This window comes from Gymnodinialimonas mytili (assembly GCF_037544085.1).
GTDB lineage: Bacteria > Pseudomonadota > Alphaproteobacteria > Rhodobacterales > Rhodobacteraceae > Gymnodinialimonas > Gymnodinialimonas mytili.
Window position 1 is genome coordinate 43,603 of sequence record NZ_JBBIFW010000007.1, and the last position, 19,200, is coordinate 62,802.

Sequence of the window (19,200 nt, forward strand, 5' to 3'; positions counted from 1 at the left end):
GTCATTGCTTCTCCGGAATGCGGGCGACCATGCGAAGCGATGTCGTCAGCTCTTCCATTTGCAACCAGGGGCGCATCCAAGCGACGGCATTGTAGCTTCCGGGTTTGCCTGGAATTTCCTCAACGCTGACCTTGGCATCACGCAGCGGATATTGCGCGCGCATTTCCGGGCCCGCATCGTCATTGGCGTTGACATAGTTGTTGATCCAGCGGTTCAGCCACGCTTCGCAATCCTCCGGTTCCATGAAGGAGCCGATCTTATCGCGGCCAATCACCTTGAGGTAATGGGCAAAGCGCGAGGTCGCCATCATGTAAGGCAAACGCGCCGAGATGGCAGCGTTTGCAGTGGCCTCTGGCCGATCATATTTGGCAGGCTTGTGGGTGGTCTGCGCGCCGAAGAACACCGCATAATCGTGGTTCTTGTAGTAGCAGAGCGGCAGGAAACCCATCGCGCCCAGTTCCGCATCGCGCCGGTCGGTGATGGCGATTTCGGTGGGGCATTTGATGTCCACATCGCCATCGTCGGTCGAGAACAGATGCATCGGCAGGCCATCGACCTTACCGCCATTCTCAGCGCCGCGGATCGCTGTGCACCAACCGGTCTGATTGAATGCCTCGGTCAGGTTGGTGGCCATGGCATAGGCGGCGTTCATCCAGCAATAATTGTTATGCGGAATGCGCCCACCGTCATAGGCGGCGGCCTCGTCGTAATCGAACTCGTCGATGGTGCGGGTGGTCGGACCGTAGGGCATCCGGGCCAGAACGCGCGGCATGGTCAGCGTGGCAAACCGGCTTTCTTCGGTCGCGCGGAAGCTGCGCCATTTGGCGTATTCGGTGGCGTCGAAGATCTTGGACAGGTCCCGCGGCTTGGACAGCTCGGTATAGTCGTCGAAGCCAAAGAGCTGCGGGGAGGCTGCGGAGATAAACGGCGCAAACGCTGCGGCCGACACCTGGCTGATCCCTTGCAGACATTCGAGATCTTCGAAGCTGTTGTCGAATTCGAAATCACCGATCAGCGCACCCATCGGCTCGCCACCTGGTGTGCCAAACTCATCTTCATAGATAGACTGGAACAGGCGGGATTGGTCGAATTCCACCGCCTTGGCCAGATCGCGCCCGATCTCTTTCTTCGAGGCGTTCAGCACACGGATCTTGAGATTGGCCGACGTGTTGGAATTCTGCACCAGATGCCACAGCCCGCGCCAAGAGCCTTCGAGCTTGGAGAATTCCGGCGCCTGCATGATCGCGGCGAGCTGCTGCGAGATCTTCGCGTCAAGCTGTTCGATCGCCTTGGTAAGTGTGATCGTCAGGTTGCGATTGTAACTGACAGTACCGTCCAGCGCGGCATCGGTCAGCGTTTTCAGCAATTCCTTGGTGCGATCCGGTTCGGTTTGGCGGGTGGCGCCGATGACGTCGGCCAGAAGGCTGGGGGCCTCGGTTGTCTGGGCGTCTGCGGCGGGGTTGGTTTGGGTTTCGGTGGCCATTAGGAATCCTCCCCATTGGCGGTTTGCGCCTGAAGCTGATCGACAACGTCTTTCAGCGCGGCGTCATCCTGCAACATCTTTTCAAGCAGTGTCTCAAGCTCTTCCGAACGATCGGCTTTCGACAGCAGATCCCGCAGCTGGTTGCGGCTTTCAAGCAGCGCCTTGAGCGCGGGCACCTGATCGACCACGCGGGCGGGGTCGAAATCTTCGAGGCTTTGGAATGCCAGTTGCACTTTCATCTCGGTATCGTCGTCCGACAGCGTGTTTTCGACGCGGAAGTTCAGGCCCGGTGTCATCTTGGCCATCACCTCGTCAAAATTATCCTTGTCGATCTGAACGAATTTGCGTTCGCCGAAGGGTTTCAGATCTTGGGTCGGGTCGCCGGAAAAATCCCCCAGGACACCCACCACAAAGGGCAGTTCCTTTTCGACCATCGCGCCTTCGGTCTCGACTTCGTACTTAATATGGACCCGCGGTTTGCGGACCTTGTCGAGCTTATCGTGAATGCTTGCCATTTCTGGCCTCCTTCAATCTTTGTGGAGACGGCCCGTGTCTGGCGCGGACCTCCACCCCCGGTGTCGCTGCCCCGAACCCTATGCGGGGGCAGTCGTGGTTTGACGTTGCAATCCGCTATGGATTGCGGCGCCTTGACAGATCCCGCGCCAATGGGCGGGACGATTGATTCATGCGTCTTTCAGCCGCCTCCCCCATCATTTGGTCCGCTGCGCGGGCCAATCCCGGCCGAAGTCAGCACCGCGCTGCGGGCATGGTCGTCTGGGATCAACTCGGCCAGCAGGGCCGAAAAATCCATGCGCCCGCGGCGCACCAGCGTCTCTAACGCGTCGGCGATGGGCGAATGCGGTTCGGTCCGGCGGAAATAGGCAGCGATGCGCAGCATCTGTGCGAAGGCATCCTCGCGCGATGTGATGGTACCGAAGGCGGGCGGTGTATCGCTACCCGGTGCGGCGGTCTGCGCCGCGGGCGTTTCGTCCATATCGGGCTCGGTCGCGGCAATCAGCAGATCTCCGGCCAGATTTCGGATCGTGGCGGCAGATGTATCGAGAATATCGGTGATCTTGGCAAATGGCGGTGCCTCCGGGCCCAGAAGATCGGTTAGCAACGTATCACAACGTGCGATAGCGGCACGCGCCTGGGCGATATCGAAAAGGCGCGCCTCAATCTCAGCCGATCCTGCGCCGGCCAACAAAGCGGCGACATCGGCGCTCGCCGCACCATCTGTCACGTTCCACAACCCGTGTGCTCCAAACTGCCCCTCGGGTGCCAGAGACACCAGATGCAGCGGCTGGATCAGCGTGCCTTCCCGACCCACACCGTTCAGTGCTGCTATAATATCGAAGGGGCGGTCCAAGGCATCTTCGGGCTGCGGGTGCAGCGCGGTGCCGTGCGCCTCGATCATGTCGGCCATGATCCCGGCCGATCGAGCCAGCCCGGCGAAGGCATCCAGCCGTGTCTCGGCCTCGATCAGCCAAACCGCCACCTCAATATCGCGTCCGATATCGGTTAGTAGGTCTTGGCAGAGACGCGCTACATCCGACCATTCTGCTGCAACTTTAAGCACCCGACCGCCCGCTTCGGCGCCTTCTTGCCGACGCTCTTCGGCGCGGGCTGCCGAGCGGGCATCCCGCAGTTGCCGATACTGAGCCAAACCACGCTCATTCTCGCGCGGATTCTCGCCGACATCTGTCAGCAGCGTGGGGTGTGTCGCGTCATCCGGCAAAATCTATCCTCAAAGTGGCGAAACTAAAAACAGTGTTTCATCAAGGGCTTAATAGTGTTCGGCATCCCGATTCGCGTCTGAGCGTACAGCAGGAGGTAAGGATTTCCGAATGGATATAGAGGTTGACTGTAAGGGGGCGAGTTGGAATCGTTAAGGGGCACGTAACACGGTAAATTCAATTTGATTGAGCGCCTCCGGTGAGTTCGACCGGGCATTTTTTTGCGCCTTTTTGACGGGTACCGCACGTATGTCTCACATCGATTTGCACGTTCTGATTTCTCGCATGTCGCCCGATCTTGCGACAGCGTTGGAACGCGCAGCGGGCATTGCCGTGCGCAACACCCATGTCAGTATCGAACCGGAACATTGGGTGGCCGCACTGTGCGACACAAACACCGGCGCCGAGGCGATGGAAGCGGCTGGTGTCAACCCGTCCGAGGCTCGCGCGCAAGCAATGCGCGCCGTCGAAAGTCTGCCGCGCGGTTCAGCGGGCACGCCGTCGATGGCAAGCGCGCTTATCGACCTGGCGCGAGAGGCCTGGACAGCCACCAGCCTTCGATTTGCACAGTCCCGCGTCACGCCTGAAATCATCCTGTTGGTGCTGAGCACCGATACCAGTCTGCGCGCACATCTGCGCCGGATCGCGCCGGCGCTGCTATCGCTTGACCTGGGTGCGTTGGAGGACCGTGTGGCGGCAATGCCTGCGGAAACCAGCGGCTCCGCGGCCTCTGCACCGAGTCCGGCTACCGGTGGCGAAGACTTTTTGGCGCTTTACGCGCATGATCTGACCGAACAGGCCCGCAGTGGTCAAATCGACCGGATCGTGGGGCGCGATGCCGAGTTGCGGCAGATGGTCGATATTCTGCTGCGGCGCCGTCAGAACAATCCAATCCTGCTGGGCGAAGCCGGGGTCGGTAAGACCGCTGTGGTTGAAGCCTTCGCGGTCATGTTGGCCGATGGGACGGCGCCCGGTCCGCTACGCGACGTGACACTTTACACGCTGGATCTGAACTTGCTGCAGGCCGGTGCAGGCGTCAAAGGCGAGTTTGAGCGGCGCCTGACCGGCGTGCTGGATCAGGTGAAATCCGCGACCGGTCCCGTCATCCTGTTCATCGATGAGGCTCATGGTCTTATCGGGGCAGGTGGCCAAGCCGGGCAGGGCGATGCCGCCAACATCCTCAAGCCTGCTCTGGCGCGGGGTGAATTGCGCACAATCGCGGCCACCACCTGGGGTGAGTACAAGAAGCATTTCGAAAAGGACGCGGCGCTGACCCGCCGGTTCCAGCCGGTGAAGGTGGCCGAACCCGATGTCGAAACCGCTGTGCGGATGTTGCGTGCCGTGGCCGGTAAGTTTGAAGACCATCACGCTGTTTCGATCCGCGAAAGCGCCCTGCGGGCAGCGGTCGAGTTGAGCGCTCGGTTCCTGCCCGAACGGCAGTTGCCCGACAAGGCGGTTAGCGTCATCGATACAGCCGCCGCCGCGGTGCGATTGAGCCGTGAGATCACGCCTGAGGCGCTGGATCGCCACCGGGTGGAGGCGTCGCATCTGGAGGCCGAGATAGCACGTTGCGAAGCCGAACCGCCGACGCCCAGCAGTGCAGCGGATCTGAAAGCGTTGCGCGCGGATCTGGAAGTGGAACAGAAAGCCACCGAGGATATCGCCATCCGGCTTCAGGAACAGCGCGCCCTGGCCGACGAGGCGGATGCCATTGCCGCGGAAGGTGAGGATTTGACCCGTCTGGCCGATGCGGAAAAGGCGCTCGCCCAATCGGGAGGCGAGGCGCCGCTGGTGCATCGCGTCGTCGACGCGGAAGCGGTCGCCCAGGTGATCGCCCGCTGGACAGGGGTGCCGACCGGTCGCCTGATGCGCAGTCAGATCGAAGCCGTCGGATCGCTGGCAGACCGGATGAAGGCGCGGGTCCTGGGCCAAGACGCTGCGATTGACACGATTGCCGAAGCGATGCGCGTCGCGCGGGCGGGTCTGGGCGATGCGCGCCGTCCACAGGGGGTGTTCCTGCTTTGTGGGACTTCTGGTGTCGGCAAGACGGAGACGGCGCTGGCGCTGGCCGATGAGCTTTACGGCGGCAGCCAAGCGCTGAGCGTGATCAATATGTCGGAGTTCAAGGAAGAGCACAAAGTGTCTCTGCTGATGGGCTCACCCCCCGGATATGTGGGCTACGGCGAAGGCGGTGTGCTGACCGAAGCGGTGCGGCGGCGGCCCTATGGGGTGCTGCTGCTGGATGAAATCGACAAGGCCCATCCGGGTGTTCAGGACATTTTCTACCAAGTGTTCGACAAGGGCGTCCTGCGCGACGGCGAGGGCCGAGATGTGGATTTCCGCAACACCACGATCCTGATGACGGCCAATACCGGCACCGAGACTTTGGCCAATCTGGTCGAGGATCCCGACACCATGCCTGAGCCCGAGCTGCTGCCCGATTTGCTAAAGCCAGAACTGCTGGCGCAGTTCAAACCCGCCTTTTTGGGCCGTCTTGCGATCGTGCCGTATCTGCCGCTGGAGACCGAGGTGCTGAAGGGCATCGTGGATCTTCAGATCGCAAAGATCGCCGAACGGGTCGAGGCCAGCTACGGCGCGCGGCTTGAGGTCAGCGAAGCCGCCCGCACCGCGTTGAGCACGCGGGCCAAAGCCAGTGATACCGGCGCGCGGGCCATTGAAACAATGCTATCACAGAAGGTTCTTCCACGTATGGCAGACCTTTTCCTGGATTCGGTTGTACGCGGGCTTGTCCCACGGGCGGCCGGACTGGACGTCGATGACACCGGGGAGCTGCAGATCACCCCAATTGGAAGGAAACGACGTCTCGCGAGTTGAGACCATCGCACATCGCGGCGGTCTCGGAATTGAAACAGCTGAACTTACCAAACCCGATTGATCCAAGGAGCAACACGCAATGCCGATCTATATGCAACTCGATGGTATCCCCGGTGACGCGACGCACGAAACGCATCGCCAGTGGATGGACATCGAAACACTGCACTGGAACGTCTCGCGCAATATGAACACGCAGGCGGGCTCCACCGCTAACCGCGAGGCCAGCGAGCCAACGGTCAGCGAAGTGGTGCTAACTAAGGTCACGGACAGCTCGTCCACGCGCCTGTTTGCCGAAGCCTGCACCGGCCGCACCGGCAAGCTGTGCACCATCCACATGGTCACCACCGGTAACCCCGGCGACACCTATGTCGAATACCGTCTGACCAATACGCTTGTGTCGAACTATTCGGTCGACACATCCGGTGACCGTCCGGTGGAAACCATCCGCCTGAACTTCACCAAGATGGAAGTGAAGTACATCCCGCACGACGAAAACCACTCGCCGCAATCGCCGATGATCGCCTCCTACGATCTAACAACGACACGCGCCGCCTAAATTCGGCACTTCAGGACCGGGCGCATGCCTCGCGCCCGGTCTCTTTTTTGATTTCCTGAATTTCACGCTGCATGCGGGAGGCCGAGATGGCTGAAGTGACAATGATGGCCGAATTGACCATCGACCAACGGCTCGAGAAGATGCGAGAGCAGTGTCAGACCAACGCGGATGCCTGGATTAGGGGCCCGCTTGATGTCTTGTGTACCTCTTATTCGCGGGCCTTTGACAGGTACAACCAGACGCTGGCTCGACAACAGGCTGCCGACGATCTCAAGGCCGAAATCGCCCTGACCATTCTACTGGCGGGTGCGGGAGCTGCGATCACTGCGGCACCGATTGGTGCGATGCTTATGGGCTCGGCCGCTGGTCGCGTCATCAACCGTGCGGCATCGCGGATCAAGACATCGCAATTGAAGCCGTTTCTCGATGCCGCCCAAACCAATCTCGCCAATCGAACGGTTGTGAAAGCTGTCTTGCGAGGTATCAGCAAAGACACCGTGTCGTTGCTGCGCAAAAAGGGCCTGGCCTCGGCGGTTGCGTCTATGCATTCAAGCAGCGGTGATTTGACCGACGGGCATCCCGAAACGCTACGTTCGGTGCTGCGCGGTGAGGTTCAGCGCAGCTTTACCGAAGTTCAGAATGTGCTGCTGGAATTGCAGTACACACCGGGACACGATGCCGAGAAATTGGATGTTTTGACCCAACTGGAAAGCTCGCGCCTGGTTGCGCGGAATGTGACCAGCCTTGAACCTCTGCGCGCCACTTATGAGCGCCGGTTTGAGCTGATCCTCTATATGGATCTGTTGATGAAACAGGATTACCTGGTGGTTCAAGTTCCCGCTCCGATGTCGAAATCCGGCATTCGCAACGAATACCGGTCGATTACGGCGCTTCCCGGCAGCGCAGAATATCCGGTCAGCCGTTACGGCCATAAAGTGCATCGGCGCGATCTTGGTGGCCATATCGAGGACCGGATCAACACACTCTATAAAGAAGAACTTGCCGATGGTGCCGCGGCATTTACCGGGCCGCCGACGTTCATCACCCAGAGCTGGACGCGTGAAGAAAACACGCCTTGGGTCATGCGCAATGGCGCCAAGATGCTCGAAATCCTGACTGCCACCACAAATATGACAACTGTTCTGCCGCAACCTGCGTTCTAGCCAGAGCTTCGCCGTCACATATGCGCCTGCAAAAACGAAGGCTGATAACGGTATTTGGCAGATTAATGTGCTTCTCGGTTGTCATGGATGCCAGCCGAGAAGCGCTTGTATTTTCAAAGTCTTTTGCAAAGAAAATCAGGTTCGAAATGGCGGCTCTGTATCGAGCGCGCTAATCACACGCTCACCGTGATCTGCGCCTGTTCGCTGTCATACCAAGCTGTTTTCAGAAAGTACGACGGCATAAAAGCCAATCAGTTCGATGGTGCTATTCCAAAACATTGGTTGAGCGCTCTTCTTGGCTTTGCGAGTCAAATCCGCCGCAGACCTGCGGCGTTGATCGTTCCCAGCGGGTTGACTCCGCGTCTGGCGGTCTAGCGTTCGCCCCGGCGGAAAGGGCTCATGAGCGCGGCGGGCACCTCTGCGCGGCGGGCCACCAAGATGAGAGCGAGGATCGACAAAACATACGGCGCCATCAGGAAGAGTTGATAGGGCACGGCGTCCAATGTCGTTTGTAGGCGCAGTTGATAGGCATCAAAGAACGCGAAGAGTAACGCTCCGATCAGTGCTTTGCCCGGACGCCAGGATGCGAAGACGACCAGTGCGATACAGATCCAGCCACGACCCTGCACCATGCCGGGAAAGAAGCTGTCGAAGGCCGCCATGGTCAGGAACGCGCCGCCCATGGCCATCAACGCCGAGCCCACGACAACGGCACAGATGCGGATATGGTTGGGGTTGAGCCCCTGGGCCTCTACCGCGTGGGGGTTTTCGCCGGTCATCCGGATGGCAAGGCCGAGCGGTGTGCGAAAAAGGACATAGGCCATCAGTGCAACAGCCAGAAGCGCGAGATAAGTGGGCAGCGTTTGGGAAAACAGAACTGGCCCCAGGGCCGGAATATCGGAGAGCAGGGGCAGATCGATCGGGCGGAATGGCTCGATCGCGGGGGGCAAGTCGCCAACCTCGACAATCAGCCGATAGAGATAGGCGGCGAGCGCCGATGCAAAGAGTGTGATCCCCAACCCAGATACGTGTTGCGATAGGCCCAACGGCACGGTCAGCGCTGCATGGATCAGGCCCATCAAGGCGCCACAGATCACCGCGACCAGAAGGCCCATCCAGAGTGGGGTGCCGAGGAACACGGCGAGCCAACCGGTCATCGCGCCCATGGTCATGATGCCCTCGATCCCCAGGTTAAGCACGCCCGCGCGCTCACAGAGCAGCGCGCCGAGCACACCGAAGATCAACGGCGTCGCGATGCGCAGGACGGCCGCCCAGAGGCTGGTATTCAGCAGAAGGTCAATCGCATCTGTCATCGGCGGATCCGGTAGGTTGTGAACAAAAGTGCCACCAGCATCGTGAGCAGGCACAGCGCGACGATGACATCGGCGATGAAACTGGGCACACCCGTGGCACGGCCCATCGCGTCGGCGCCGACAAAGACAGTCGCGATGAACACGGCGGAGCCAACGACCCCCGCGGGATGCAAAGCGGCCAGCATGGCCACGACGATGCCCGCATAGCCGAAACCGGGGCTCATCGTAGTCGTAACGCCCGCAGTGACCCCCATGACCTCAACCGATCCGGCAAGCCCGGCGAGCGCGCCGGACAGAAGCGCCACACCCATGATCGTGCGCGGCAGAGACACGCCCGCAAAGGCGGCGGCTTGAGCGTTGAAGCCGGCGGCCCGTGTCTCGGCGCCAAAGACGGTGCGCGCGAGAACCAACCAGACGATCCCGGCGGCGGCAATCGCAAAGAGCAGCCCGATATGCAGCCGCGTGCGGGGCACCAGATCGGGCAGGCGGAAGGCGCCGTCGACGGGCACGGAGGCCGGCCAACCGAAGGCGAGTGGGTCGCGCATCGGGCCTTCGATCATAAGGCCGACAAAAAGGATCACGATGAAATTCAGCAAGAGCGTCGTGACGACCTCATCGACACCAAAGCGCAGGCGCAGAAAGGCCGGACCGGCCAGCAACAGCGCGCCCGCAGCCATACCTGCCAGCATCAGGAGCGGAATGCCAAGCCAGCCGGGCACCCCGAGCGTATGGCCGATGGCGGCGGTGGCGAGCGCACCCACGAAAAATTGGCCCTCTGCGCCAATGTTCCAAAGACGGGCGCGAAAGGCGATGGCGGCGGCCAGGCCGGTGAAGATCAAGGGTGTGGCACGGGTCAGCATCTCGGTGATGGCCAGCCGCGAGCCGAGCGCGCCGCGCAGCATTTCGGCATAGGCGGTCAGAGGGTTCACACCCGCCGCCGCGATCAGACCCGCGGCGAGCAGCAACGCGGCAAAAATGGCGACAAGTGGCACCAGGATGACAACAGAAAGCGGTGTCTGGGCGCGGCGCTCAAGACGCATGAGCATTCTCCGGTTCCGTCCAGATACCGGCCATCATCAGGCCAAGGCGCTGAGGATCCGCCTCTTCGGCGGCGACTGGATCGGAGAGGCGGCCCTTCACGATGGCTTGGATCCGATCGGACAATGCGACGGCCTCCTCCAATTCCTCGGAAATCAGCAGCATCGCCGCGCCGTTGCCGCGCGCGGCGAGCAATTCGGAATGGACAGCGGCAATGGCGCCTTCATCGAGGCCGCGGGTCGGCTGGTTGACCAGCACGAATTGCGGATCGTTTGACAGAACGCGCCCCAGAACAAGTTTTTGCATGTTGCCACCGGACAATAACCGGGTGCGCGTGTCTGGCGTGGCGCCGCGGATGTCGAAGCGGTCGATCAGGCCCGCGGCGTAATCTTTACAGGCCGTCCGTCGCACGAAACCCCTGTGTGAGAAATCGGGGCTGCGCAGCCGTTCCAGAACAGCGTTTTCCCAGATGCTCAACTCACCCACCACACCTTCGGTATTGCGATCCTCGGGCACCCGTCCCGCGCCGTTGCCGATGAGACCACGGGGTCCGAGCCGCGCGGCGTCAATTCCGTTCAACATGAGACTGCCGCTGCTGGGCGAGGTAAGGCCCGACAAGAGGGCACCGAGCGCGGCCTGACCATTGCCGGAGACACCGACAATGCCAAGGATTTCGCCGGATCGAACGATAAACGAGACATCCTCTAGCTGCCTGGCTTCGGACGGTCCCACCGAGACGTTTTTGGCCACCAAAACCGGCGCGCCGATCTTATGTGCCTGGCGCATAGGGCGTTCGACCTTGCGGCCCACCATCAGCTCAGCCAGTTCGGCTGGATTGGTTTGCGACGTGACACGCTCGGCCACCATTTTACCACCGCGTAAGACGGCAACGCGATCCGACGCGCTCATCACCTCGTGCAACTTGTGGCTGATGAAAATCAGAGACAGGCCCTCGCGGGTCATCTCGCGTAGGGTTTCGAACAGACGCTGCGCCTCTGGGCGGGCAAGGACGGCTGTGGGCTCATCCAGGATCAGCACGCGCGCGTCGCGGTAGAGTGCCTTCAGAATTTCGACGCGCTGGCGTTCACCGACAGACAGGGTGCTGATCTTGGCGTCAGGGTCCACGGGTAGGCCGAAACGGTCAGCGATCTGGATCAGTTTTGTACGAGTCCCGCTTCGCGCGGAACGCAGGCGCGACAATGGCTCCGACCCCAACATAATGTTGTCGAGCACGGTCAGATTGTGGGCGAGCGTAAAGTGTTGATGCACCATACCCACGCCCGCCTCAATCGCTGCGCGGGGCTGGCCGGGGGGCAGATCCTGGCCGAAGAGTCGGATATGACCCGCATCCGCGGTGTAGTGACCGAACAGGATGTTCATCAGTGTGGTTTTTCCGGCACCGTTTTCCCCCAAAAGAGCCAGGATTTCGCCCTGGGCAAGCGACAGGCTGACGTCGTCATTGGCGGTGAGCGCGCCGAAGCGTTTGGTAATCCCGGTGAGTTCGAGGACCTTGGTCATATGGGGAGCCCCGCGATGGGACCGGGGAAGGTCAGGGCGGGGGCCCGCGCTTCGACCAACGCACCAAGGTTGAGGAGGCGCGCATCCGTGCCAGGTGGTCCCATGAGTTGCACGCCCAGGGGTAGGCCGCTGTCGACACCGAAGGGCAGGGCAAGCGCAGGCAGGCCCGCAACATTGGCAATCGCGGCATTGGGGGCGAAGCTTTCCATCCCTGCGAAATGGGCGTCGAGATCCGTGCCGGAGAGATCCAGCGCATCAAAGGGCAGCGGCGCCTGGGCGAGAACGGGCATCAAGATCGCATCGATATTCTGGAAAAGGGCGCACGTGGTTTGCATCACCTGCTGCATAGCGCGGGTTAGAGCAAAAAGCTTGGTCGCTGACATGGCACGGCCCTGCGCGGCATGGGTCGCAGCGAGGGGTGGCACATTGGCAAAGGCGACTTCGCGCGCGGCGAGCCAATCGGCGAGAGATACAGAAAGAATCTGTAGCGCAATATCATGGGCCTGTCCGCCAAGCTGGTCGGGCGCAGCGATAGGGCGGATCACACATCCAGCATCCTGCAAAGCGGTGGCGGCTTGCTCGGCTGCGCGGCGTTGAATGGAGTCGCAGCGGTCAGGCAGAGCAAGGCCGATGCGCGGTCTGTCTGGTAGGTCCGTATCATCCGACCCAAGCAATCCGAAGGCGGTTGCAATATCACGCACAGAACGGGCCAGCAGAAACTCCGAGGCGATGCCCATCAGGTGGTTATTGTAAGTTGGGCCGCCCGGTACCGCGCCGCGAGACGGTTTCAAACCAGTCAGGCCGCAACAGGCGGCGGGTACGCGGATCGAACCGGCGGCGTCAGTGGCATGGGCAAGTGCAACGATCCCAGCCGCAACAGCTGCTGAGGCTCCGCCTGAAGAGCCACCGGGCGTGCGTGTCAGATCCCAGGGATTGCGGGTGGATGGCAGCCCGTCGGGCAAGCATGTGAGCGACAGACCAAAAGGCGGTGTCGCGGTCAGGCCGAAAGGGATCAGGCCCATGGCGCGGAAGGCGGAGGCCAGATCGCTGTCGGTCTCGGGCACATAGGCCTGACGGCGAAAGGCGGTGGAGCCTGCCGCAGCGGGTAGGCCACGGGCTTCGGCACCCAAATCTTTCATAAGAATGGGAATGCCATGGAACAGCCCGCGCGCATCATGGGGCACCGCATCTGCTGCTGCGGCCTCGGCCCGCGCCATTTCGGCGTCAATATATACGACAGCCCCCAAATCCGCCTGCGCTGAGCAGGCGGTGAGGGTCGCCTCCATCACCTCAGCGGCACTGATGTGCCCCGCGGCGATGGCGGCAGCGAGGGCCGTCGCATCGTGCATGGTGGATCAGGCGGGCTCTTCCCCATCCATCGGCACCTCAAATTCACCGGCCACAACGGCGGCCTGCTTGGCCTCCATCACCGGTAGCGCATCGGCGGGCACTTGGGCGGCGTCGAAGATCAACTCATTCCCGCCATAAGACATGAAGGAAAACTCGGTGTAGTCACGACCCACGGGATTGCCTGCCTGTAGATCGGCGACGATGGCTTCGATCGTGGGGCCGTAGTTCCAGATCGCATTAGCAAAAACCGTGCCGGGATAACGCGGCGTGTAGTCTATCAGTGAGCCAATGGCCTTGATCCCACGCTCCTCGGCGGCATCGGCGGTGCCGATCCGTTCCCCGAACAGGATGTCAGCGCCCGCATCGATCTGCGCGATCCCGGCCTCTTTCGCGCGAGCCGGATCGAACCACGCACCGATGAAACCATTCAGGAAGGTGGCATCGGGGTTCACCTCGGTCACGCCCGCGCGGAAAGCGTTGATGACCATGTTGACCTCGGGGATCGGGTAACCACCGACGGAGCCGAACGTGCCCGTCTCAGACATCTGACCGGCCAGCATCCCCGCAAGATAGGCCGCTTCGTGGTTGCGCGTGCCGAAGACGCCGAAATTGTCGCCTTGCGCACCGCCGGAAGAGCCCATCAGGAAGGCCGTATCGGGGTAATCCGCAGCCACTTCGCGCGCCTCACGCTCAACAGCGTAGGATTCACCCCAAACCAACTGCGCGCCGGCATCGGCATATTCCGCCATGGCGCGGGGATAGTCGGTCGGCGCGACGCCCTCGGAAAACTCATATTCGATGGCACCGGCAGAGGCGGCTTCTTGGAAGGCCAGGTGAATGCGGCTGTTCCAGGCGTTTTCGACGGGCGAGCCGTGCACCGCGGCGACGCGTACCACGCTTTGGGCGTTGGTGCGGCGGATATAGGCGGGTAGGGCCAGGGTGGCTGCGGCGCCGACCATCAATTGACGGCGTGTGGGTGTGAGTTTCATGGAATGTCCTCTCGCTGTTATGACGTTTGTTATGATTTGGTGTGTTGAACAGGGGCGTAATCGGCCGGGTTCACGTTGTCGGGCCGTCCGGAAAGATCGAGTGTTGCGATCCTAGGCGGCGTTCGGGAAATGACCTTACCGCTGCGGATCACGGCCAGCCGCGTGGCTTTGAGGCGCACCGCTTCGATGGGATCGCGGGCCTGCAGAAGGACCATGTTTGCCGGACCTCCCTTACGCAAGGTCGGGTCGGGCAACCCCATCGATTTGGCGCCGTTCAGCGTGACGGATTGGAAGGCCCATGCCATCGCCTCGCGCGAGGTCATCGGCACGGCGTGAACGCCCATATGGGCGACCTCCAACATGTCGGCGGACCCTAGAGAGTACCACGGATCCATGGTGCAATCCTGCCCGAAGGCCACGTTGACGCCCGCTGCGCGCAGTTCCGGTACACGGGTCAGACCGCGGCGTTTGGGATAGGTGTCTGATCGTCCCTGAAGCGTGATGTTGATCAGCGGATTGGGCACGACATGCATGCCGGATTCCGCGATCAAGGGGATCAGCTTGGTGGCGTAGTAATTGTCGTAGGAATGCATCGCGGTGACATGGCTGGCCACGACGCGGTCGCCCAGGCCAAGCCGCGTCGCCTCATAGGCCAGGGTTTCGACATGGCGCGACATCGGATCGTCGCTTTCGTCGCAATGCAGATCAAGCTGCAAACCACGCTCCGCCGCGATTTCGGCCAGTCGCGTAACGGAACGGGCGCCATCGGCCATCGTCCGTTCGAAATGCGGAATGCCCCCTACGACATCGACACCCAGATCCAGCGCGCGAAGCAGGTTTTCCTCGGTCCCGGCTGCGCGGTAGAGCCCGTCTTGTGGAAAGGCGACAAGCTGCAGATCGATATAGGGGGCAACCTGTTTGCGGACGTCGATCAAGGCCTCGACCCCGACCAGTGGCGCGGTGGACACGTCGACATGGGTGCGGATCGACAGCAGCCCCTGTGACACGGCCAGATCGCAATAACGCAGGGCCCTCTCGATCACGGCCTCGGGGGTCAAAAGCGGCTTCAACTCGCCCCAGAGCGCGATGCCCTCCAGGAGGGTGCCGCTATTGTTTAGGCGGGGTTGCCCAAGGCTGAGCGTGGCATCCATGTGGAAATGGGGGTCGACAAAGGGCGGAGCGAGCAAGCAGCCCGATCCATCGATTACCTCTTGCGCATCCGCCTCAATGGTTGGTGCAATCTCGGCAATTTTCTCACCCGAAATCGCAACGTCTACCAGTTTAGGTCCATCCGGCAGATGGACCTGCTTGATGAGGATATCCAGCATCCCCGTCCCCCTTCGTTCGACCAGACACTAAGAGTGTTTCACGGCGACTGCTATTTTTTTCTCAGGTTTCGCGGGTTGGCATTCTGGATCCGCACAAGATTTCGACAAAGCTGAGGCCTTGGCGCGGAACAGTGTCGCGCCTTTGGGTTTGGCGAGTCTGTGGTCCGAAGATCTTATACTGGGATAGAGTTCAGGGCGCGGTCCCACCCACTGAAAGCGTTGTGGGAATTTCCACGATTTGCGGGGCGTCACCCGGCAAGCCCTGTCCGTCCAGCAGAGAAACGATCATTGCGCCTGCTTTTTGCCCGATGGCCCGTGGCGTCACATCAATGGTCGTCAAGGGCGGGACGCTAACCGCTGCGATATCATAGGCGCCGAACCCCGCGATCGCGATCTGTCCTGGCACGGAGATCCCGCGGCGCATGCATTCGGTCAATGCACCAAAGGCCGCCAGATCAGAAACGGCCATGACGGCCTCGACATCCGGCTGATCGTTCAGAAGGCGGGCCATCGCCTCGGCCCCGGAATGCATCGAAGCCGGTGGGCTTCCGATGCCGACCAGGCGGTCAGCGGGCAGGCCCCGCGCCTCCATCGCCTGCACAAAGCCACGGCGCCGTTCCGCACCCCTTGTGTCGCCATTGCCGTCGCCACCGATAAAGGCGATCCGACTGCGCCCGGAGGCAGCAATATGGGCGACCAATGCCTCCATGGTTGCGGAGTTTGAAAAGCCCACCACATGGCCGATGGGATCTTCGGGCAAATCCCAGGTTTCCACAACCGGGATGCCAGCCGATTGCAGACGCTGACGGGCGCGGTCTGTGTGGCGCCCGCCGGTCAGCACAATCGCTTCCGGTCGGCGCTGCAGCAGCTGATCGATCAGCTTTTCCTCGCGCTGAACATCGTAGTTCGAGTTGCCGATCAATAATTGCCGACCGCTGGCCTCGATCTCATCGCTGAGGCCCCGCACAGTATCGGCGAAGTTGGCATTGTTGACCGAAGGGATCACGATGGCGACGAAATTCGACCGCTGTGTTCGAAGGTTAGAGGCCAGGCTGTCAAAGACATAGCCCATCTCTTCCGCCGTTTTGCGGATATGATCGCGGGTCTTTTCTTTGACCGAGCTGTCATTCTTAAACGCCCGGCTGACGGTCATGACCGACACGCCAGCCGATTTGGCCACATCTTTCATCGTGACCGCGCGATGTGCTTGGGATGTTTTATTCACTCAACCGGCCTGCACGTTACCTCTGCGGCAAAGATCGCATGACGGATAGATTGTGTCCAGCATGATGATATCGATAACATTTTTTACCGCAAAGCGGTGCGGTCAAAATTCATGTGCAGAGGTCACGTGATGATGGATGCGCCCGTCGAAGAAGCGATCGACGATTTCACCCGTCACATCGCGGGATTGGCTGCGGGCCGGGCTGTCGAGCGCGGCGGTCATCGTCTCCATATCCGGGTAGGAGATCGCCAGGATCAGCGGAAATTCCGGTGCGCCTGCGTCACGGTCATCGCTGAACATGACGCGTACACCGGTTTGGCCGGGAAATTGCGTCCAAAGCGGCACAAGGCGGTCTTGTACGGCTTGGCGGAAAGCATCGGTCTGGCCGTCATGGATGTGGCCTTCGAACAGGGCGAAACGGGTGATCATTCGAAATGCTCCTTGTTGGGACCTTGGAAGAATTCCATTAATGCGGCTTGGTCTTCGCCGCCCAGTCCAGCGGCGGTTAACATGCGGTGAATTTCGAGGCTGAGCGCGGTCAGCGGCATCGAGGTATGGGTGCGGCGCGCCAGATCGTGGGCGCCTTCCAAGTCCTTAACCATGTTGTCGATCCGGCCTGTGCGGTGATAATCCTTGGTTGCAAAGCGCGGCATGTATTCCTGCAGGATCGAGCTATCGGCACGCCCTCCCCGGAGCGCTTGCGGCACTTTCGCGGCATCGACGCCGGCATCGAGTGCAAGCTGCGTGGCCTCGGCCACCGCCATAAAGCCAAGGCCACACAAGACCTGGTTGATCAGCTTGGTGGTCTGACCAGCGCCGACGGGCCCCATATGGGTGTAATTCGTCGCGACGTGCTTAAGGACCTCATGGGCATCGGCCACGTCTTGCGCCGCGCCGCCCGCCATCAGGGTCAGCTCCCCGATCAGGGCCTTGGGCGCGCCGCCCGAAAGTGGGCTGTCGACCCAGCGCAGGCCCCGTTCGGCTGCCCGCGCTGCCAGATCTTTGGTGGCATCGGGATCGATTGAGGACATGTCGATGATCAACGTGCCGGGCTTGGCGCCCTGTGCCACACCCTCTGAACCGAATACCGCCAAATCGACGATCTTGGGCGCATTCAGACTGGTGATCACGTAATCTGACGCAGCGGCAGCAGCGGCGGCGCTGTCGGCTGCCAATGCGCCCTTGTCGACCAGCGATGCGACCCTTTCGGCATCCAGATCGAATACCTGCACCTGATTGCCGGTTTCGACCAGGCGCGTTCCGATGGCGCCGCCCATGGCTCCCGCTCCGATTAGGGCAATATTCACGCTCATGAGGGCGTCCTTTCGGTCAATTGGGTCAAGATATCAGTCACTATGGCATCGGGTGCAGCATTGATCCCGACAACAATCGCGGTTTCGTCTGGATCGGGCCGCTCAAGCGTTGCCAATTGGCCGTCCAGCAGTGAGGTCGGCATGAAATGATGGGTCCGTGCAGACATGCGTTTGGTCAGAAGCTCATAGGAGCCATCCAGCAGGACAAACGTGACCTCTCCGGCGATAGATCTGATATGGTCCCGATAGGCGCGTTTCAGGGCGGAACAGCCGATGACGATGCCGGTTTTGCTATTACCTTCGGTCAAGGCGGTGCCGACCCGTGTAAGCCAAGGCCAGCGATCAGTATCGGTCAATTGATCGCCGCGGCTCATCTTGGCGATGTTTGCCGGGGGGTGCAGATCGTCGCCATCGATAAAGGTGGCGCCTGTGCGGTGTGCAAAGGCGGCGCCGATATGGCTTTTCCCCGCACCGGCAACGCCCATCACGATATAACGCCCGCCTAGAGGCACGCGGTGATCCCGCCATCTACAAAAATGGTGGTGCCGTTCACGAAGGACGAGGCGTCGGAGGATAAGAAGATACAGGTGCCGACAAGCTCTTCCACTTGACCCCACCGGCCCGCAGGGGTGCGCTTTTCGAGCCAAGCGCTGAACTCGGCATCCTGAACAAGGGCTGCGTTAAGCGGCGTGTCGAAATAGCCGGGCGCAAGGCCGTTGCATTGCAGCCCATATTGCGCCCAATCCGTCGCCATACCTTTGGTCAGGTTCGCCACGGCGCCCTTGGTTGCGGTGTAGGGCGCGATGCCCGGGCGGGCGAGTGCGGTCTGGACCGAACAGATGTTTACCATCTTGCCGCGCCCGCGTTTGATCATGTGCCTGGCCACTGCCTGACCCACATGAAATACGCTTGCGATATTGGTTTGCAGGAGCTTTTCGAATGCATCTGCGGGGAAGTCTTGCAGGGGCGTGCGGTGCTGCATCCCGGCATTGTTCACCAAGATATCAATGGCACCGATTTCGGCTTCGAACCCATCGATGGCATCGCGCACGGCGTCATGGTCCGTGACGTCGAAGGCCAGTTTTTGGACCGTAGCCCCGGTGGCCTCTAGCTCGGCTGCGGCGGCGTCGAGTTTTGCCTTATCCCGCCCGTTTAGAACGATTTCAGCCCCGGCTGCCGCCAAGCCTTTGGCAAGCGCAAAACCGATCCCTTGCGAAGAGCCGGTGACAAGGGCGCGCGCGCCGGTCAGGTCGAATAGTTTGAGACTCATCGCTTGCATTTCCTCTCGACAGCATGACTTTGACCTGTTTATGTTATCGATAACAAATCGAGTCAACAGGGAAGATTACGCGC

18 protein-coding genes are annotated in these 19,200 nt (G+C 61.0%); 4 read left to right on the top strand and 14 right to left on the bottom strand.

Annotated features, from left to right (window positions below):
- Position 1: 1 nt before the first annotated feature.
- The 3 genes from tssC to V8J82_RS21505 all read right to left on the bottom strand — a co-directional run bounded on the left by tssC (position 2) and on the right by V8J82_RS21505 (position 3,221).
- Positions 2-1,483, bottom strand: coding sequence for a type VI secretion system contractile sheath large subunit (gene tssC, locus V8J82_RS21495; RefSeq protein ID WP_339978639.1), 1,482 nt, complete (start codon positions 1,481-1,483; stop codon positions 2-4).
- On the bottom strand, positions 1,483-1,998 hold the full coding sequence (tssB, locus tag V8J82_RS21500) for a type VI secretion system contractile sheath small subunit (RefSeq protein ID WP_339978641.1): 516 nt from the start codon (positions 1,996-1,998) through the stop codon (positions 1,483-1,485). Before tssB ends, tssC begins: the two co-directional genes overlap by 1 nt.
- Positions 1,999-2,177: 179 nt before the next feature.
- Positions 2,178-3,221 carry a type VI secretion system protein TssA gene (locus V8J82_RS21505; RefSeq protein WP_339978643.1) on the bottom strand — a complete coding sequence of 348 codons (1,044 nt, stop codon included), beginning with the start codon at positions 3,219-3,221 and terminating at the stop codon, positions 2,178-2,180.
- Between the two features lie 247 nt (positions 3,222-3,468).
- Here V8J82_RS21505 and tssH point away from each other — a divergent pair, with 247 nt between their 5' ends.
- The 4 genes from tssH (at position 3,469) to V8J82_RS21525 (ending at position 8,148) form a co-directional block, all read left to right on the top strand.
- Positions 3,469-6,054, top strand: a complete 2,586-nt coding sequence (tssH, locus tag V8J82_RS21510; RefSeq protein WP_339978645.1) for a type VI secretion system ATPase TssH — start codon at positions 3,469-3,471, stop codon at positions 6,052-6,054.
- 79 nt (positions 6,055-6,133) lie between these two features.
- Positions 6,134-6,610, top strand: a complete 477-nt coding sequence (locus V8J82_RS21515) for an Hcp family type VI secretion system effector (protein WP_339978647.1) — start codon at positions 6,134-6,136, stop codon at positions 6,608-6,610.
- Positions 6,611-6,696: 86 nt separating this feature from the next.
- Complete coding sequence (locus V8J82_RS21520; RefSeq protein WP_339978650.1) at positions 6,697-7,773, top strand: hypothetical protein; 1,077 nt, start codon at positions 6,697-6,699, stop codon at positions 7,771-7,773.
- 87 nt (positions 7,774-7,860) lie between these two features.
- Complete coding sequence (locus tag V8J82_RS21525; RefSeq protein ID WP_339978652.1) at positions 7,861-8,148, top strand: hypothetical protein; 288 nt, start codon at positions 7,861-7,863, stop codon at positions 8,146-8,148.
- Here the strand turns inward: V8J82_RS21525 and V8J82_RS21530 are convergent.
- The 11 genes from V8J82_RS21530 to V8J82_RS21580 form a co-directional block, all read right to left on the bottom strand.
- A complete protein-coding gene (locus V8J82_RS21530; protein ID WP_339978654.1) occupies positions 8,145-9,086 on the bottom strand; it encodes an ABC transporter permease in 942 nt (313 codons plus the stop codon). The genes V8J82_RS21525 and V8J82_RS21530 overlap by 4 nt on opposite strands.
- The gene (locus V8J82_RS21535) at positions 9,083-10,126 is read right to left on the bottom strand and encodes an ABC transporter permease (protein WP_339978936.1); all 1,044 of its coding nucleotides are present in this window, start codon (positions 10,124-10,126) and stop codon (positions 9,083-9,085) included. Before V8J82_RS21535 ends, V8J82_RS21530 begins: the two co-directional genes overlap by 4 nt.
- A complete protein-coding gene (locus V8J82_RS21540; protein ID WP_339978657.1) occupies positions 10,116-11,642 on the bottom strand; it encodes an ABC transporter ATP-binding protein in 1,527 nt (508 codons plus the stop codon). Before V8J82_RS21540 ends, V8J82_RS21535 begins: the two co-directional genes overlap by 11 nt.
- The gene (locus V8J82_RS21545; protein ID WP_339978659.1) at positions 11,639-12,991 is read right to left on the bottom strand and encodes an amidase; all 1,353 of its coding nucleotides are present in this window, start codon (positions 12,989-12,991) and stop codon (positions 11,639-11,641) included. The genes V8J82_RS21540 and V8J82_RS21545 overlap by 4 nt, the downstream gene beginning before the upstream one ends.
- A gap of 6 nt (positions 12,992-12,997) precedes the next feature.
- Positions 12,998-13,981 (bottom strand): BMP family protein, encoded by a 984-nt coding sequence (locus V8J82_RS21550; RefSeq protein WP_339978662.1) that lies wholly within the window; start codon positions 13,979-13,981, stop codon positions 12,998-13,000.
- Positions 13,982-14,010: 29 nt separating this feature from the next.
- Positions 14,011-15,309 carry an amidohydrolase family protein gene (locus tag V8J82_RS21555; protein WP_339978665.1) on the bottom strand — a complete coding sequence of 433 codons (1,299 nt, stop codon included), beginning with the start codon at positions 15,307-15,309 and terminating at the stop codon, positions 14,011-14,013.
- Positions 15,310-15,499: 190 nt separating this feature from the next.
- Positions 15,500-16,534: a LacI family DNA-binding transcriptional regulator gene (locus V8J82_RS21560; protein WP_339978667.1), complete on the bottom strand. Its 1,035-nt coding sequence runs from the start codon at positions 16,532-16,534 to the stop codon at positions 15,500-15,502.
- Between the two features lie 102 nt (positions 16,535-16,636).
- Positions 16,637-16,963, bottom strand: coding sequence for a hypothetical protein (locus V8J82_RS21565; RefSeq protein ID WP_339978669.1), 327 nt, complete (start codon positions 16,961-16,963; stop codon positions 16,637-16,639).
- A complete protein-coding gene (locus V8J82_RS21570; RefSeq protein ID WP_339978671.1) occupies positions 16,960-17,847 on the bottom strand; it encodes an NAD(P)-dependent oxidoreductase in 888 nt (295 codons plus the stop codon). Before V8J82_RS21570 ends, V8J82_RS21565 begins: the two co-directional genes overlap by 4 nt.
- Positions 17,844-18,359, bottom strand: a complete 516-nt coding sequence (locus V8J82_RS21575; RefSeq protein ID WP_339978673.1) for a gluconokinase — start codon at positions 18,357-18,359, stop codon at positions 17,844-17,846. The genes V8J82_RS21570 and V8J82_RS21575 overlap by 4 nt, the downstream gene beginning before the upstream one ends.
- Entirely contained in the window at positions 18,350-19,117 is a 768-nt protein-coding gene (locus V8J82_RS21580; protein WP_339978676.1) for an SDR family oxidoreductase, read from the bottom strand. Before V8J82_RS21580 ends, V8J82_RS21575 begins: the two co-directional genes overlap by 10 nt.
- Positions 19,118-19,200 lie beyond the last annotated feature (83 nt).

Coding starts and splice junctions, on each gene's coding strand:
- tssH (WP_339978645.1), top strand. CDS start 3,469: ATGTCTCACATCGATTTGCACGTTCTGATTTCTCGCATGTCGCCCGAT.
- V8J82_RS21540 (WP_339978657.1), bottom strand. CDS start 11,642: ATGACCAAGGTCCTCGAACTCACCGGGATTACCAAACGCTTCGGCGCG.
- tssB (WP_339978641.1), bottom strand. CDS start 1,998: ATGGCAAGCATTCACGATAAGCTCGACAAGGTCCGCAAACCGCGGGTC.
- V8J82_RS21545 (WP_339978659.1), bottom strand. CDS start 12,991: ATGCACGATGCGACGGCCCTCGCTGCCGCCATCGCCGCGGGGCACATC.
- V8J82_RS21550 (WP_339978662.1), bottom strand. CDS start 13,981: ATGAAACTCACACCCACACGCCGTCAATTGATGGTCGGCGCCGCAGCC.
- V8J82_RS21530 (WP_339978654.1), bottom strand. CDS start 9,086: ATGACAGATGCGATTGACCTTCTGCTGAATACCAGCCTCTGGGCGGCC.
- V8J82_RS21535 (WP_339978936.1), bottom strand. CDS start 10,126: ATGCGTCTTGAGCGCCGCGCCCAGACACCGCTTTCTGTTGTCATCCTG.
- V8J82_RS21555 (WP_339978665.1), bottom strand. CDS start 15,309: ATGCTGGATATCCTCATCAAGCAGGTCCATCTGCCGGATGGACCTAAA.
- V8J82_RS21525 (WP_339978652.1), top strand. CDS start 7,861: ATGCCAGCCGAGAAGCGCTTGTATTTTCAAAGTCTTTTGCAAAGAAAA.
- V8J82_RS21520 (WP_339978650.1), top strand. CDS start 6,697: ATGGCTGAAGTGACAATGATGGCCGAATTGACCATCGACCAACGGCTC.
- V8J82_RS21565 (WP_339978669.1), bottom strand. CDS start 16,963: ATGATCACCCGTTTCGCCCTGTTCGAAGGCCACATCCATGACGGCCAG.
- V8J82_RS21515 (WP_339978647.1), top strand. CDS start 6,134: ATGCCGATCTATATGCAACTCGATGGTATCCCCGGTGACGCGACGCAC.
- tssC (WP_339978639.1), bottom strand. CDS start 1,483: ATGGCCACCGAAACCCAAACCAACCCCGCCGCAGACGCCCAGACAACC.
- V8J82_RS21570 (WP_339978671.1), bottom strand. CDS start 17,847: ATGAGCGTGAATATTGCCCTAATCGGAGCGGGAGCCATGGGCGGCGCC.
- V8J82_RS21580 (WP_339978676.1), bottom strand. CDS start 19,117: ATGAGTCTCAAACTATTCGACCTGACCGGCGCGCGCGCCCTTGTCACC.